The 14,324-nt window shown below is 67.0% G+C and carries 14 protein-coding genes, 1 tRNA gene and 1 pseudogene; 13 read left to right on the top strand and 3 right to left on the bottom strand.

The window, feature by feature from the left end; all coding sequences use genetic code 11:
* Nucleotides 1-50: 50 nt before the first annotated feature.
* The 8 genes from Q5923_RS03600 to yihA all read left to right on the top strand — a co-directional run bounded on the left by Q5923_RS03600 (nucleotide 51) and on the right by yihA (nucleotide 5,735).
* A complete protein-coding gene (locus tag Q5923_RS03600; RefSeq protein ID WP_009278373.1) occupies nucleotides 51-344 on the top strand; it encodes a Veg family protein in 294 nt (97 codons plus the stop codon).
* Nucleotides 345-416: 72 nt separating this feature from the next.
* Nucleotides 417-1,310 (top strand): 4-(cytidine 5'-diphospho)-2-C-methyl-D-erythritol kinase, encoded by an 894-nt coding sequence (locus tag Q5923_RS03595; protein ID WP_009278374.1) that lies wholly within the window; start codon nucleotides 417-419, stop codon nucleotides 1,308-1,310.
* Nucleotides 1,311-1,410: 100 nt separating this feature from the next.
* Nucleotides 1,411-1,487 (top strand) — tRNA-Pro (locus Q5923_RS03590).
* An 84-nt stretch (nucleotides 1,488-1,571) separates the two neighbouring features.
* Nucleotides 1,572-2,567, top strand: a complete 996-nt coding sequence (locus Q5923_RS03585; protein ID WP_303132189.1) for a DMT family transporter — start codon at nucleotides 1,572-1,574, stop codon at nucleotides 2,565-2,567.
* A gap of 175 nt (nucleotides 2,568-2,742) precedes the next feature.
* Complete coding sequence (locus Q5923_RS03580; protein WP_303132187.1) at nucleotides 2,743-2,934, top strand: hypothetical protein; 192 nt, start codon at nucleotides 2,743-2,745, stop codon at nucleotides 2,932-2,934.
* A 143-nt stretch (nucleotides 2,935-3,077) separates the two neighbouring features.
* A complete protein-coding gene (locus Q5923_RS03575) occupies nucleotides 3,078-3,626 on the top strand; it encodes an NADPH-dependent FMN reductase (protein ID WP_303132186.1) in 549 nt (182 codons plus the stop codon).
* Between the two features lie 417 nt (nucleotides 3,627-4,043).
* Entirely contained in the window at nucleotides 4,044-5,099 is a 1,056-nt protein-coding gene (locus Q5923_RS03570; protein WP_303132185.1) for a GNAT family N-acetyltransferase, read from the top strand.
* A gap of 3 nt (nucleotides 5,100-5,102) precedes the next feature.
* Complete coding sequence (gene yihA / locus Q5923_RS03565) at nucleotides 5,103-5,735, top strand: ribosome biogenesis GTP-binding protein YihA/YsxC (RefSeq protein ID WP_303132184.1); 633 nt, start codon at nucleotides 5,103-5,105, stop codon at nucleotides 5,733-5,735.
* A gap of 235 nt (nucleotides 5,736-5,970) precedes the next feature.
* Here the strand turns inward: yihA and Q5923_RS03560 are convergent, their stop codons facing one another.
* Nucleotides 5,971-6,789, bottom strand: a complete 819-nt coding sequence (locus Q5923_RS03560) for a spermidine synthase (RefSeq protein ID WP_009278381.1) — start codon at nucleotides 6,787-6,789, stop codon at nucleotides 5,971-5,973.
* A 141-nt stretch (nucleotides 6,790-6,930) separates the two neighbouring features.
* Here Q5923_RS03560 and tatA point away from each other — a divergent pair.
* The 5 genes and pseudogenes from tatA to Q5923_RS03540 form a co-directional block, all read left to right on the top strand.
* Nucleotides 6,931-7,080: pseudogene (gene tatA / locus Q5923_RS03555) on the top strand (twin-arginine translocase TatA/TatE family subunit); the annotation flags it as partial.
* A complete protein-coding gene (locus tag Q5923_RS09550) occupies nucleotides 7,060-7,278 on the top strand; it encodes a zinc-ribbon domain-containing protein (RefSeq protein WP_368501943.1) in 219 nt (72 codons plus the stop codon). The pseudogene tatA and the gene Q5923_RS09550, both read left to right, overlap by 21 nt.
* Nucleotides 7,279-7,310: 32 nt before the next feature.
* On the top strand, nucleotides 7,311-7,787 hold the full coding sequence (gene greA, locus Q5923_RS03550; RefSeq protein WP_062531604.1) for a transcription elongation factor GreA: 477 nt from the start codon (nucleotides 7,311-7,313) through the stop codon (nucleotides 7,785-7,787).
* 158 nt (nucleotides 7,788-7,945) lie between these two features.
* The gene (gene lysS, locus Q5923_RS03545) at nucleotides 7,946-10,204 is read left to right on the top strand and encodes a lysine--tRNA ligase (protein ID WP_303132181.1); all 2,259 of its coding nucleotides are present in this window, start codon (nucleotides 7,946-7,948) and stop codon (nucleotides 10,202-10,204) included.
* 270 nt (nucleotides 10,205-10,474) lie between these two features.
* Nucleotides 10,475-13,066, top strand: a complete 2,592-nt coding sequence (locus tag Q5923_RS03540) for an ATP-dependent Clp protease ATP-binding subunit (protein ID WP_303132179.1) — start codon at nucleotides 10,475-10,477, stop codon at nucleotides 13,064-13,066.
* A 360-nt stretch (nucleotides 13,067-13,426) separates the two neighbouring features.
* Here Q5923_RS03540 and Q5923_RS03535 read toward each other — a convergent pair whose 3' ends face one another.
* Both Q5923_RS03535 and Q5923_RS03530 read right to left on the bottom strand, forming a co-directional pair.
* Nucleotides 13,427-13,762, bottom strand: a complete 336-nt coding sequence (locus tag Q5923_RS03535) for a type II toxin-antitoxin system RelE/ParE family toxin (RefSeq protein WP_009278386.1) — start codon at nucleotides 13,760-13,762, stop codon at nucleotides 13,427-13,429.
* A complete protein-coding gene (locus Q5923_RS03530; RefSeq protein ID WP_009278387.1) occupies nucleotides 13,752-14,027 on the bottom strand; it encodes an AbrB/MazE/SpoVT family DNA-binding domain-containing protein in 276 nt (91 codons plus the stop codon). The genes Q5923_RS03535 and Q5923_RS03530 overlap by 11 nt, the downstream gene beginning before the upstream one ends.
* Between the last annotated feature and the right edge of the window lie 297 nt (nucleotides 14,028-14,324).

Genomic DNA, 14,324 nt, shown 5'->3' with positions numbered 1-14,324 from the left:
CAAGGCTGCGGAATCGCGTGCACGCCGCGGCCACTTCTTGGAGGTAAGCGATGGATAACGAGACTTCCCCCGTCAACCGGGTGGACGAGATCCGTGACGAGCTGGTCAGGCTGCAGGGGAAGCGTGTCAGGGTCCGCGCGAACATGGGTCGCTCCCGCGTCATCGAGCGCTCGGGCACCCTGGTGGGCGCCCACCCCTCCCTCTTCGTCATCGAGGTGGAGGAGAGGCGCGGTCGCACCGCCCGCCAGTCCTACCAGTACGTGGACGTGCTGACCTCCACCGTCGAGCTCTATGACCCCGACACCGGGGAGCGCCTGCTCGACTACTCGCAGGTGGAGATGTAGGAAGCGAGCCACGCGCCCCGTCGGATCCCGGCGGGGCGCTCTTGTCGGCATGAGGGATCGGGGGAGAGGCGCATGGGCACGGAACGAGTCAGGATCGCCGCGCCGGCCAAGCTGAACCTGCACCTGGGAATCCATCCGGGCAGGGACGAGCGTGGCTACCACCGGGCCGACTCCGTTATGGTGGCCGTCTCCCTTGCCGACGAGCTGCTCGTCTGGGAGGAGTCGGGCCGCGAGCCCGGCCTGCGCATGAGCGAGGACGTGGGGGTCGACCCACGCAAGAACACGGTGTGGGTCGCGGCGCAGCGCCTCTGCGAGGAGTACGGCCATGAGCCTTGCTTCCAGGTCGAGGTCACCAAGCGCATCCCGGCACAGAGCGGGCTCGGCGGGTCGTCGTCGGACGCGGCGGCCATGCTGCTCGCCCTCTGCGAGCTCTGGGGAGAGGACCCCGCCGACGAGCACGTGGTCACGGTGGCCCGCGGCGTGGGTGCCGACGTGCCCTTCTTCCTCAACCTGGCTCCCTCCTTCCTGGGCGGCGCGGGAGACGTGCTGCGCGAGTCCTTCCCCCCGCTCGACGGTGTTCCCGTGGCGCTGGTCAGACCCAGGGGAGGCGTCTCCACGGCCGAGGCCTACCGGGCCTTCGACCTGGCGCCCAGCGAGCCGCCCTCGCCGGAGGGCATGTGCCGGGCCCTTCGTGCGGGAGACGTGCGCACGGTCGTGGATGCACTCCACAACAACCTCGCCGACGCCGCCGCCCGGGTCGAGGGAGGGGTCGCGCTCGTCGAGGGGTGGCTGCGCGAACAGGAGGGCGTGCTTGCCGCGCAGGTCACGGGCTCGGGGAGCTGTGTGTTCGCGATTTGCGAGGACGAGGTCGCGGCGTCTCGCGTCGCCGGTCGCGCGAGCTCGGAGCTCGGCCTCTGGTCCCGCGCCACGCGTACGGTTTCCAGGCGAGGGGGGCTTCTCGCCTAGGGCGGCAGGCTGACGGCACGAGGCAGTACGAGGCGCGTTTGCGGCGATTGTCTTCACGTCACTCTCGTCCGGGCAAATCTGCTAGAGTAGACAAGCTTTTCGGGACGTAGCGCAGTTTGGTAGCGCGCACGGTTCGGGACCGTGAGGTCGCTGGTTCGAATCCAGTCGTCCCGACCACGAGAGTTCGGCCGTCGGCATCCGTGCCGACGGCCTTTTTGATGCCGGGCGCCGCTCTGCGACCATCCCGGCGTGAGGAGTCGCATGGGCGTCAAGGAAGCTTCAGCGATTGCGGCGGCAACGGGCAACGGCGACGAGGGCGCGCGGCTCTCGCCCTTCTTCACCTCCGGCTGGGGAGTCTTCCTCCTCTGCACGTTCTGCTGCCTGCTCTGGGGCAGCGCCTTCCCCTGCATCAAGCTCGGGTATTGCCTCTTCTCCATCCCCGCAGGGGACTATGGCTCCCAGCTCCTCTTTGCGGGCGTGCGCTTCTTCCTGGCAGGTGTCATGGTCACTGCGTTCATGAGCGTCAGGCGCGGTCACTTCCTGCGTCCCCGCGTGGACGAGCTTCCGGTGGTGATGCTCCTCTCCACCTTCCAGACCATCGTCCAGTACCTCTGCTTCTATGTGGGGCTCGCCTTTGCGATGGGCACCACGAGCTCCATCATCACGGCGAGCTCGAACTTCTTCGCCATCCTGCTCTCGGCGCTCGCGTTCAGGCAGGAGAGACTCACCGGCCGCAAGCTCCTGGGCTGCGCCCTGGGCTTCGCCGGCGTCGTGGTGGTCAACCTGGGGAGTCTGGGGAGGGGCGGCTTCGCCTTGGGGGGCGAGGGTCTCATCCTCCTCTCTGCGCTTTCCGGTGGGCTCGTGACCTGCCTCCTGCGCCGCCACACCCAGGAGCACGACCCCGTGATGCTGAGCGGTTGGCAGTTCATGCTAGGGGGCCTGGTGCTCGCGGGGCTCGGCTTGGCGCTGGGCGGCCACCTTTCCGCCCCCGGCGTCGCCGGCGTGCTGCTCGTCCTGTACATGGGTTTCATCTCTGCCGCGGCGTATTCCGTCATGAGCCAGCTGCTCTCGGTCAACGCCGTGTCGCGCATTGCGGTCTTCCGCTTCATGACGCCGGTCTTCGGCTTCCTGCTGTCTGCCCTCTTGCTAGGGGAGGCCTCCTCCATCGATCCGCTGCGTTCGGTCTTGGCGCTCGCTTTGGTCTCCGCCGGCATCGTGGTGGTCAACGTCGCGCCAAGGGTGAGGGAGAAGGCGTAGGGCCTTCTTTTGCGGAACCGGCACGCCGCCTTCGCAACAGGGGCTGCGAGCCGCTGGCCGAGCCGCGTGTCCCGTCCGAAAGAAACGCATGTCACGGGCTTCGTGGCGTTGGGTATAGAGACAGAGAGGCATCTGACCTTAGGTCCGTCTCGTCTGCGTCTGGAAGGAGGCTGCGATGCACGTTCTTGGACTCGGCCTACCGGAGCTTGTCGTCCTCGCGGTCTATGTCGTGCTGCCGATCGCTGTGATTGCCCTCGTGGGGCGCGGCGTGTATCGCTGGGGGAAGGCAGTCCGCGAGGACCTGGACTCCATTGCCAGGAGCCTTGATCCCAGCTCCTCGGACGGTGCCCCTCTCCCCAAGAAATAATCGCGAAAAATTAAATGGCGCACTTTATATCTTGTTTTGCCGGGGGTAGAAGATGCTCAACGAAGGCGGGCGACATCGGGTCGCGCGTCGCGGGAACGCAACCGCACCGGACGCGGGTCCGGCAAAAGTGAGAGGAAACTACCATGAAGAAGGTTCTCTTCGTCCAGGGCTCGCTCCGCAAGCAGTCCTTCAACCGCCAGGTCCAGGCTGCCATCCTCGAGGAGCTTGGCGATTCCGTCGAGGTCAGCGAGCTCGACTACTCCGAGCTTCCCCTCATCAACCAGGACATCGAGTGGCCCACCCCCGACGCCGTCGCCAAGGTGCGTGAGCAGTTCATGGCTGCCGGTGCCGTCTGGGTCGTGACTCCCCAGTACAACGCCAGCTTCCCCGGTCACGTCAAGAACCTCTTCGACTGGATGTCCCGTCCCGTCGAGCAGGGCAAGCCCGACACCGCCATCAGGGGCAAGAAGGTCACCGTCACCGGCATCGGCGGCAGGACTGCCACCGCCCAGATGCGTGCCGCGCTGAGCTCGCTCCTTCGCTTCATCGGCATGGAGACCATGGACGAGGACGGCACCGGCTACGCCGTGAACGGCAGCGCTTGGATGAGCAACGTGGTCGAGCTCGACGACAAGCAGATCGAGGCGCTGCAGAAGCAGGTCTCCGACTTCAAGGCCTTCATCGAGGCGTAGCGCCTCCAGCAGTCTTCCGGGCATCCCCTTGCCCCTCACTCGCGACCAACTCCCATTGGATGGGCGGCACCTCTCGTGCCGCCCGTTTTTTGTGCGACGCCGAGGGCCCTAGGCGGGGCATGGGCTAAAAACTGCGCATGATTCCGTTGAATTGTGGAGACAGATGGCGTTTGCCCAGGTATTTTTTCTCCGCCTGGAAATCGTGCGCAGTCTTTTGGGGCCACGCGTGGCTCGTGGCTCCGTCCTGCCGTCGTCAGCCGCACCACCGACGGCTCCGTACCGCGCGTTGCCTCTGTCTTTATGGAGCAGCGTGGCCGGCATCGCTCAAGCCCGTCCCCGGCCCCTGTACCATGGAGCCAGACCGACGCGCGTCCGTCGCGCGGCACCCAACACACGCGAGCCGCTTCCGGAGGCATCATGGAGCTGCAGAAGATCGACTACGACGAATATCGCCAGATTGCCGAGGGCATCGGGCGTCCCCTCCCCATTGAGCAGACCGAGTCCTGGGCCGAGTACCAGAAGACCGTCGAGGGTCGCACCCCCTACGGTTACTTCAAGCTGGTCGACGGCACGAGCATCGCGGCCGTCATGTCAATCATGGACTTCCAGACCCACGGCTATCACTACCTGCGATCCGAGCATGGTCCGGTCTGGATTGACGAGCCCGACGAGGCCCAGGAGCGCCAGGCGGCCGAGGCCATCCGCTCCTGCCTGCGTGGGCTCGGGTCCCGTGCCGTGTTCATCCGCATGGCAGTGGCGCACGAGCTCGACTCCACCCGGCCCACGCTCTCGACGATTCCCTACGACCGCACGGTGGTCATTGATGTCACAGGTGGCGACGAGGCGATTCTCTCGCGCATGAAGCCCCGCGGCAGGCGGGACGTGCGCAAGGCCTTGCGGGAGGCGCCCATCACCTGCGCGGACGAGACCCAGCGCGCCGTCGAGTCGTTCGACGAGTACTACGAGGTCATGGTCGAGACAGGCGCGCGCGACGGCTTCGTGCCAGCGCCGGCGTCCGACTATGTCACGATGCTCGAGGTCCTTGGCCCCGAACATTGCCGCCTGCTTGCCGGACGCGACGAGGACGGCCGCGTGGTGACCTGGTCCATCTGCACCATCTCGGGCACGCGCGCCACGCGCTACTACGCCGCGTCCCGAAACGAGACCATGCGCAAGCACGTCTCGGACAAGCTGGTCTACTTCGAGTGCTGCGAGATGGGCCGCCTCGGCTGCGAGGAGTATGACCTCATGGCCATAGGATCCGAGTTCTCGCCCAGCCTGATGGGCCTTAACGAGTTCAAGACAAAGTTCTGCAAGGAGGTCGCCGCCGAGGTCGCGCCCGACCGCGACCTGCCCCTGAAGCCCGTCGCGTACGCCGCGCTCGTGCAGGCGCGCAAGCTCGTGGTGGCCCGCCGCCAGCGCGGTGGCGAGAAGTCCCAGAAGGACACGCGAGGCGAGAAGGGCGAGGGCTAACGGATGGCGGTCAGGTACAACGACGCGCGCTTCGTCGCGTCCTATGGCAAGGCAGAGCAGATTCCCGAGCCCAGCATGCCGGAGGTCTCGTTCGCAGGCCGCTCCAACGTGGGCAAGTCGTCCCTCCTCAACAAGCTGCTCGGCCGCAAGGCCCTGGCGAAGGTCTCGAGCCAGCCGGGGAGAACCGCCAACGTCAACTTCTTCGAGGCCGACGGCATCGACTTCGTCGACCTGCCTGGTTATGGCTTCGCCAAGGTCAGCAAGGCCGAACGTGCCCGCTGGGCGGCCCTCATCTCGGGCTACTTCGAGCAGGAGCGAAGCTTCAACCTGGTGGTCGTGCTCGTGGACATCCGTCACGACGCCCAGGAGCTCGATCGCCAGATGATCGGCTTCCTGCAGGAGGGGGGCTATCCCTTCGTCGTGGCGCTCACCAAGGCGGACAAGGTCAGCCGCGGCAAGCAGGGCCAGCAGAGGGCGGCACTCGCCCGTGCCTTCGATGTCGACGCGGGCCGGCTCATCGTCACCTCGTCCCAGACCGGCCAGGGCATCGACGAGCTTCAGCGCAGGATTGAGGAGGCCGTGGACGAGCCGGAGGCAGGGGCCGGGACCGACCCCGCTGCGGGCGACGCCGAGTAACGCCTGTCGGGGCCTGCGTCCCGTCGCTGGTAGTCAGCGGTTTGCTTGTGCTTTCCGGCGGAGAAGCGCAAGCAAATGGGCTTCGTGGGCCGGATTGCCCCCTGCATGCAAGATTGCTTGCATTTCGTCGGGCGAGAAACGCAAGCAAATTCTTTGCCGCGACGCCTGGGCGCGGGATGGGGCCGATGACAAGGTACGACCGGATTGTCCTCAGCCGCGCCGCGCTATGCCGCCGTCACGCCGCGCGATAGCGTTTCGCTATGCCCAGCGGGCGATCGGAGGCGACGAGCACGTTGTCCCCGAGCCTGCGCGGCTCCTCGGGTCGCTCGGGAATCAAGTACAGGTAGGCGAACTCGCGGCCGAAGGCGCGTCTTACCTCGTCCAGGGGCCGTGACCTCCTGCCCTCGAGCGGGCAGATGAGGTTCGCCAGGTAGACGCCGCCTCTCTCGAGGTGTTCGTGGATGATGCGCGCGCCCTCCTCGGTGCCCATGGGACCCAACGGCCGCCTGCCGCTGAAGGCGTCGTTCACGATGAGGTCCCAGCGCCGCTCGCTCGTCCGCAGGAACTCCCAGCCGTCGGCGCAGGCTATGCGCAGGCGCCCGTCCCTCTCGGCGTGGAACTCATCCTCCAGGCGGTCGAGGAAGAAGCTCTCGCGCGCGATTCGGATGATGGCGGGGTCCACCTCGACCACGTCGACCTCCGTTCGGGGGCAGTGGGCCACGAGCCACTTGGGAAACGAGAAGCCGCCGCCCCCTATGACGCAGGCGCTCCCCACGCCGCCGGCGATGTCCACGACCTCGGCGAAGTACTGGTGGTAGAGGGTCACGAGCTCGTGCCAGTCGTCGTCCGAGGTGTAGCTCAGGCTCTGGAAGGTGCCCCGCACGTTGAGCAGGCGCAGGCTGTGCCCGTTCGCCTCCGAGTCGAAGACCAGGGCGGGCCCGAACTTGGTGCGCCTGAGCAGGACGCCGCGTCGCGCGAGCAGCCAAGGCAGGGCAAGAATCACCAGGTCAAGGATGCAGACGAAGACGAAGAGCGCGATCAGCGGCTTGGGCATGGAGACCTCCCTGGACGGTGCGCGCGGACGGGCTTTTGATGCGGAGTAGAGATTGTGAGTACGTGCCCGCCTCGGCTATACTAACGGATGCTTTATCGCGAAAACAGCCTGAGCCATCGCTCGAAACCTATGGAGGCCCCCATGATCCTTGGACTTGGCATTCCCGAGATCCTGTTGATCCTCGTCGTCGTTCTGCTCATCTTCGGGCCCAAAAACCTTCCCAAGCTGGGGAAGTCCCTGGGCAAGACCGTGAAGAACATCCGCGAGGGCATGGAGGAGGTCGACGAGGATGGCAACGCGGTGAGCAACGTCGTCTCCGAGGTCGTGGAGGACGTCACCTCCGCCGCCAAGGGCGAGGCCGCCGGCGCGGTCGAGGACGCCGCCCCCGCAGAGCCCGCGGGCGACTCCGTCTTCTGCGGCCACTGCGGCACCAAGAACTCCGCCGACGCGGACTTCTGCAGCCACTGCGGCACCAAGCTCTCCAAGTAGCGACCGCTCCACCACCCCACAGAAGGACACGCATGGACAACAAGGAAATCATCCTCACCCCCGAAGGCCGCCAGCGTCTGGTGGACGAGCTCGCGTTCCGCGAGGGGGAGAAGCACGACGAGATCGTCGAGCGCATCAAGGAGGCCCGTGGCTTCGGCGACCTCTCCGAGAACGCCGAGTACGACGCCGCCAAGGAGGAGCAGTCCCAGAACGAGTCCCGCATCAACGAGATTCGCCAGATCCTCTCCATCGCGAAGGTGGTCGAGTCCTCGAGCGACATGCACCTCTCCGTCTCGATCGGAACCACGGTCGAGCTCGAGGACAAGGGCGGCAAGCGCACCAGCTTCACCATCGTGGGCACCACCGAGACCAACTCCCTCGAGCACCGCATCTCGAACGAGTCGCCGGTGGGCGCCGTGCTCATCGGCCACGTGGTGGGCGACCAGGTCTCCTACGCCACGCCCAACGGCAGGGTCCGTGAGTACACCATCACGAACATCACCCGATAGGCAAGGCAGATCGCAGCAAGCGCGCCCCGTGCCGGCGAAGTTCGCAGGCGTGGGGCGCTTCCATCTATGAGGGAAGTGCGAGGCGGGGAAGCTTGTCCCCTCTCGCACGTGACGGAGGCGCCCGACGCGCCCCGGGACCAAGGAGAAGGATCAGACAGATGGCCGACCAGAGCCAGGGCGCAGCGCCCCAGACCTCGATCAACGACGAGCGCGCGGTACGCCGCGCCAAGCGCCAGGCGCTCATCGACGCGGGGGTGAACCCGTACCCCGTGAGGAGCGCCATCGACGCCCATGCCGCCGAGCTGGCAGGGCGCTACGAGGAGCTCGAGGCCGGAGCCTCGACCGAGGACTCCTACACCGTCGCGGGCCGCATCCGCGCCTACCGCAAGCAGGGCAAGGCCTGCTTCGTGGTGCTCGAGGACGTGTCTGGCCAGATCCAGCTCTTCTGCCGCGTCAACAACCTCAGTGAGGCCGACTGGTCCCTCCTGGGCCAGCTCGACCTGGGAGACATCCTGCAGGCGACCGGCACCGTCATGCGCACACGCCGCGGCGAGCTCTCCGTCTCGCCCAGCACGGTCACGCTGCTCTCGAAGTCCGTGCGCCCCCTGCCCGAGAAGTTCCACGGCCTCACCGACCGCGAGGTCCGCTACCGCCAGCGCTACGTCGACCTCATCATGAACCCCGAGGTCCGCGAGGTCTTCCGCAAGCGCTCGCAGATCGTCTCGCTCATCCGCCGCTACATGGAGGACGACGGCTACATGGAGGTCGAGACCCCCATGATGCACGCCATCCTGGGCGGTGCCAACGCCAAGCCCTTCGTGACCCACTTCAACGCCCTCGACCGCGACTTCTACCTGCGCATCGCCACCGAGCTCCCGCTCAAGCGCCTCATCGTGGGCGGCCTCGAGCGCGTGTACGAGATCGGTCGCCAGTTCCGCAACGAGGGCATGGACCTCACCCACAACCCCGAGTTCACCTCGATGGAGGCCTACTGCGCCTACTCGGACCTCGACGGCATGAAGCGGCTCACCGAGGGCCTCTTCAAGACCATCGCCCGCGAGGCCTGCGGTTGCGCGGAGGGCAACGAGGTCATCAGCTTCCAGGGCCAGAGGGTGGACATGAGCGGCACCTGGCGCTCCGTGCCCCTCTCGGAGGTCGCCTCGGAGGTCGTGGGGGAGCACGTGGACATGGACACGCCCGTCGAGCGCCTGCGCGAGCTCTGCGACGCCCACAAGATCGAGTGGCAGGAGGGCTGGGGTGCCGGCAAGCTCCTCTTCGAACTCTACGACGAGCTGGGGGAGTCCACGCTGGTCGATCCCACCTTCGTCTGCGGCTATCCCGAGGAGGTCAGCCCCCTCTCCAAGCGCAAGGACGACGACCCGCGCCTCACCGACCGCTTCGAGCTGGTCATCTGTGGCCACGAGTACGCCAACGCCTTCTCTGAGCTCAACGACCCCGTCGACCAGGCCGGGCGCTTCGCCGAGCAGGTCGCGGCCAAGGGCATGGGCGACGACGAGGCCATGGGCTACGACTACGACTACGTCCGCGCCCTCGAGTACGGCATGCCTCCCGCAGGCGGCATCGGCTACGGGATCGACCGCATGGTGATGCTGTTCTGCGACCAGCCCGCGATACGCGACGTGCTACTCTTCCCGCAGATGAAGCCCGAGGTCATCACCAGGGCTGACATCGAGGCCCAGGTGAGCGGTGCCGCCACCGACAACGCCACGGCCTCGGTGGCGGACATCGCGGCGGATGCCGAGGCGGGAGCCTCGGACGTCGCGCAGGAAGGGAGAAGCGACCAGATGGCAGAGAAGATCGAGAGTGGCCTCACCCGCGAGCAGGCCTTCGAGCTGCTCAAGAAGTACAACGAGGACCCCTACCACATCGAGCACGGCGAGACTCTGGAGCGCCTCATGCGCCACTACGCCGGGCAGTACGACCCCCAGAACGTCGAGTTCTGGGGCCAGGTGGGCCTGCTCCACGACCTCGACTGGGAGAAGTGGCAGGACGACCAGCTGCACACCGTGAAGGCGGCGGAGCTCCTCGCGGAGGCGGGTGCCAATCCGGCGCTGGCACACTCCATCCAGACCCACAACTACGACATGAACCCCGAGCTCCCGGCGCCCGAGCACCAGATGGAGAAGGTCCTCTTTGCCATCGACGAGCTCAGCGGCCTGATCAACGCCTGCGTGCGCATGCGCCCCTCGGGCTCGGTCCAGGACTTCGAGCTCAAGAGCCTCAAGAAGAAGTTCAAGAACAAGAAGTTCGCCGCCGGCTGCGACCGCGACGTGATCGCCCACGGCGCCGAGCTCATGGGCATGGAGCTCGACGAGCTCTTCGCCAACGTGATCGAGGCCACCAAGCTCACCGACCCCGACCGCGACGCCTGGCTGGCCGAGCACCCCGAGGCCTAGCTGGGGGCGGGCGAGAGGGGCTTCCTTCCGGCTTGCGGTTGACGCCCGGCGGCCCTGAGGCCGCCGGGCGTCGGCGTCCGTGGTGCCCTCCGCGCAAGCGCGGGGCGCCCGGGCTGGCAATGGCTGGATGCCTGGTCACGGCTCCGGCCCGGAATGTGGCGTTTCTCGCCCGCGTGGGGCGAGGGAAACACTCCCGTGTCGATGGGGTACACACCAACAAGCAAACGACGCCGCCCCCGGGGCGGCCCTTCGACAGGGGGGCAAGACCGCATGTTCGAGAAGTTCACCGACAAGGCGCGCAAGGTCATGAGCCTCGCGCAGGACGAGGCCCGCAACCTCGGCAAGATGTATGTCGGCACCGAGCACCTGCTGCTCGCGCTGATCAAGGAGGGGGAGGGCATCGCGGCCCAGTCGCTGGCGAAGCTCGAGGTCACCTACGACGAGACCCTCCTCACCATCAAGGAGATCTCCTCCGAGGAGTCCGAGCCGGTCCCCGGCGGCCACATCCCCTTCACGCCGCGCGCCAAGCGCGTGCTCGAGGACGCCTACCGCGAGACCATGACCCGCGGCCAGACCTACATCGCCACCGAGCACCTGCTCCTCGGCATCGTCGCCGAGGGCGACGGGCGCGCCATGACGGCGCTCTCGCGCATGGGCATCTCGGGAGACGCCATCCGCAACGCCGTGGGCGAGCTCATGGAGCAGACGAGCGAGGAGAACTCCCGCCGCCTGCCCCAGGGCGTGGGCGCGCCCTTCGGCCAGCAGCAGTTTGGCGGCAGCCAGCCCTCGCAGGCCTCCGGGGACGCCTCCATGCTCGAGCAGTACGGCCGCAACCTCACCAAGCTGGCCAGCAACGGCAAGCTCGACCCCGTCATCGGCCGCGACCGCGAGGTCGAGCGCGTGATGCAGGTGCTCGCCCGCCGCCAGAAGAACAACCCGCTCATCCTGGGCGACCCCGGCGTGGGCAAGACCGCTGTGGTCGAGGGGCTCGCCCAGCTCATCGCCTCGGGCGACGTGCCCGACATCCTGCGCGGCAAGCAGGTCTGGACCCTGGACGTCGCCTCCCTGGTCGCCGGCTCAAAGTACCGCGGCGAGTTCGAGGAGCGCCTGAAGAAGGTCATCGGCGAGGTGATGGAGTCCAAGGAGGACATCCTCTTCATCGACGAGATGCACACCATCATCGGCGCGGGTGCGGCTGAGGGCTCCATCGACGCCGCCTCCATCCTCAAGCCGCCCCTGTCGCGCGGCGAGATCCAGGTCATCGGCGCCACCACGGCCGAGGAGTACCGCAAGCACATCGAGAAGGACTCCGCTCTCGAGCGCCGCTTCCAGCCGGTCAGCGTGGGCGAGCCCAGCGTGGAGGACACCCTCGCCATCCTGCGCGGCCTCCAGGACCGCTACGAGAAGCACCACCACGTTCGCTACACCGAGGAGGCCCTCGCGGCGGCGGTGACGCTCTCGAACCGCTACGTGCAGGACCGCTTCCTGCCCGACAAGGCGATCGACATCATCGACGAGGCGGGCGCACGCACCCGCGTGCACAAGACGAGCCTCCCTCCCGAGCTCGCCCAGGTGGACGAGGAGCTCGCCCGCGTGAAGGACGAGAAGGCCCAGGCGGCCAGCGCCCAGGAGTTCGAGGAGGCCGCGCGCCTGCGCGACCGCGAGAAGGAGCTCAGCGCGAAGCGCGACGAGCTCGAGGCGGCCTGGCGCGAGCGCCTGGACGCCAACGTCGTCGTGGTGGACGAGGCCGACATCGCGGACGTGGTGTCAGAGATCACGGGCGTGCCCGTCTCCAACCTCACCGAGGCCGAGGCCAGCAAGCTGCTGCGCGCCGAGGAGGCCCTGCACCAGCGCGTCGTGGGCCAGGACGAGGCCGTGACCAAGGTGTCCAAGGCCATCCGCCGCAGCCGCTCGCCCCTCAAGGACCCCCGCAGGCCCGGCGGCTCCTTCATCTTCCTGGGCCCCTCGGGCGTGGGCAAGACCGAGCTCGCCAAGTCGCTCGCGGAGTTCCTCTTTGGCAGCGAGGACGCCCTGATCAGCTTCGACATGTCCGAGTTCATGGAGAAGCACAGCGTCTCGAAGCTCGTCGGCGCCCCTCCGGGATATGTGGGCTACGACGAGGGCGGCGAGCTCACCAAGGCCGTGCGCCGCAGGCCCTACTCCGTGGTGCTCTTCGACGAGATCGAGAAGGCCCACCCCGACGTCTTCAACATCCTCCTCCAGATTCTGGACGAGGGCAGGCTGACCGATGGCCAGGGACGCACGGTGGACTTCTCCAACACCGTCATCATCATGACCTCCAACATCGGCGCGCGCGAGATCGCACAGACCGCGCCCATGGGCTTCAGCGCCCAGGGCAACGGTGGCCTCTCCGACAAGGAGATCCGCAGCCGCGTGGAGGGCGAGCTCAAGCGGCTCTTCCGCCCCGAGTTCCTCAACCGCGTGGACGAGATCGTCGTCTTCAAGTCGCTGGACGCCCAGCAGCTGCGCGGCATCGTGGAGCTCATGGTGGGCGAGCTGCGCAACCGGCTCATCGGCCAGGGCATGTCGATCGAGCTCACCGACGCCGCCCGCGACTACGTGGCAAAGGAGGGCACCGACCCGGTCTATGGCGCACGCCCGCTGCGTCGTGCCATCCAGACCCTCATCGAGGACCGCCTTGCCGAGGAGCTGCTCCAGGGCAAGTGGAAGGCCGGCGACATCGTGCTGGTCGACTCCGACGGCAAGGAGCTGAGCTTCTCGCGCGGCGAGGGGGAGATTCCCTCCATCACCGAGCGGGTGCACATGGAGCTCCCGCGCGCCAGGAGCCACTGGTCTCCCACGCCCCACGCACCCGAGGGTGCGGTCTCCTCGGTGGGCTAGGGCGAGGGCGGCGCGCTGCCTGAGCTTGCGCGCGGACAGCCGTTGATTGCGACCGGCCCCGGGGCGTGCCGCGAACGGCGCCCCGGGGCCGATTTCTGTCGTGGCCTCTCCATCGCCTGTCTCCCGCGAACCCCGTCACCTGCCATCGGGTTGTTCTTTACTGGGGCGTCCTGCGGGATTCTCGCCCGCGAGGCAGAGTAAAGAACGCGTCTGTCGACGTCTTCCCAGTTGCGGTCCGGGACGGCGTTCCTTACTCCCCCCATCCGCCGCAATGGCCCGCCCGTGCGAGAGAAAAGAACGTCCGCCGTCGCGGTGCGGGCCATTGCGCCGTGGGGGCCCTCGGTGTGTGGATCGCTGCCGCTACTCCTTCCGCAGGTAACCTGCGACGCGGGAGCGCCAGTTCTCGGAGGCGTGAAAAAGGTCCAGGAGCACTACCGCCTCGTCCTTTTCGATAGCGCGATACACGGCTATGTACCTCTCGACCTTCACCCACCTGAGAGCCCCTGGCTCGGGAGCGGTATCCGCCTTGACCAGTGATGTGCCCATGAACGGCGTGCCGCCGAGCAATGACTGCGCTTTTTCTTGTGCCGAGACAAGCCTTTCCGCAGACCTTCGGCCATAGTATTTGAGTCGATAGTCCAGGACGGTGGAGAAACGTTCCTCGTAGGCGGGGGTCGTGAGCACCCTATAGGTCACGGCTTGCTCTCAGGCTGTCGGTGAAGTCGGAAGCGCTGCGGGTGGCTCCGGCGCCGTACGCCTCGTCGGCGGCCGCAACGCGAGCGAGAAACTCCTCGCGAGTTCCCAGGCCGAGGGGGTTGCGAGGGACGGCTACGAGTTCGACGCGTTCTCCATCGCTCAGGAATGCCACCTGGTCGCTCGGGTGAACCCCCAGGATCTCTCTAATGGACTTGGGGAGAGTCACCTGCCCCGTTTGTGTGATGGTTCCCGCCGCAACAGGCATGCAGCGCTCCTTCCTTTGGCCATCCTTTATTCACCTCTCGATATTAATATTAATATCGAGAGGTGTCGATGCCAGAAGCACCAATGCAGGCTGCCGACTCGGTACCCGGTGCTCGCGGAGGCGGGGATGCGACGCTGGTGTGGCGCGTCTCGCCTGGAGTTGTTCTCTACTGCGTACTGCGGCGTATTGCCGTCGCGGCACGCCCTTGCTCCGGCGGGGGACGCTCGCGCGCTGAGGTTTGTTCTTTACTGCGGCGTTCCGGGGGATCCTCTCCCCCTGGGGGCGGGTAGGGAACAC

The sequence above is a fragment of the uncultured Olsenella sp. genome (assembly GCF_959602185.1).
In the GTDB taxonomy this organism is placed as follows: Bacteria; Actinomycetota; Coriobacteriia; order Coriobacteriales; family Atopobiaceae; genus Olsenella_I; species Olsenella_I phocaeensis.
This window is presented reverse-complemented; position numbering and strand designations above follow the sequence as displayed.

What these genes read in the sequence shown, in the direction of transcription:
- Q5923_RS03600 (WP_009278373.1), top strand. Translation starts at nt 51, where the DNA reads ATGGATAACGAGACTTCCCCCGTCAACCGGGTGGACGAGATCCGTGAC.
- Q5923_RS03595 (WP_009278374.1), top strand. Translation starts at nt 417, where the DNA reads ATGGGCACGGAACGAGTCAGGATCGCCGCGCCGGCCAAGCTGAACCTG.
- Q5923_RS03585 (WP_303132189.1), top strand. Translation starts at nt 1,572, where the DNA reads ATGGGCGTCAAGGAAGCTTCAGCGATTGCGGCGGCAACGGGCAACGGC.
- Q5923_RS03580 (WP_303132187.1), top strand. Translation starts at nt 2,743, where the DNA reads ATGCACGTTCTTGGACTCGGCCTACCGGAGCTTGTCGTCCTCGCGGTC.
- Q5923_RS03575 (WP_303132186.1), top strand. Translation starts at nt 3,078, where the DNA reads ATGAAGAAGGTTCTCTTCGTCCAGGGCTCGCTCCGCAAGCAGTCCTTC.
- Q5923_RS03570 (WP_303132185.1), top strand. Translation starts at nt 4,044, where the DNA reads ATGGAGCTGCAGAAGATCGACTACGACGAATATCGCCAGATTGCCGAG.
- yihA (WP_303132184.1), top strand. Translation starts at nt 5,103, where the DNA reads ATGGCGGTCAGGTACAACGACGCGCGCTTCGTCGCGTCCTATGGCAAG.
- Q5923_RS03560 (WP_009278381.1), bottom strand. Translation starts at nt 6,789, where the DNA reads ATGCCCAAGCCGCTGATCGCGCTCTTCGTCTTCGTCTGCATCCTTGAC.
- Q5923_RS09550 (WP_368501943.1), top strand. Translation starts at nt 7,060, where the DNA reads ATGGAGGAGGTCGACGAGGATGGCAACGCGGTGAGCAACGTCGTCTCC.
- greA (WP_062531604.1), top strand. Translation starts at nt 7,311, where the DNA reads ATGGACAACAAGGAAATCATCCTCACCCCCGAAGGCCGCCAGCGTCTG.
- lysS (WP_303132181.1), top strand. Translation starts at nt 7,946, where the DNA reads ATGGCCGACCAGAGCCAGGGCGCAGCGCCCCAGACCTCGATCAACGAC.
- Q5923_RS03540 (WP_303132179.1), top strand. Translation starts at nt 10,475, where the DNA reads ATGTTCGAGAAGTTCACCGACAAGGCGCGCAAGGTCATGAGCCTCGCG.
- Q5923_RS03530 (WP_009278387.1), bottom strand. Translation starts at nt 14,027, where the DNA reads ATGCCTGTTGCGGCGGGAACCATCACACAAACGGGGCAGGTGACTCTC.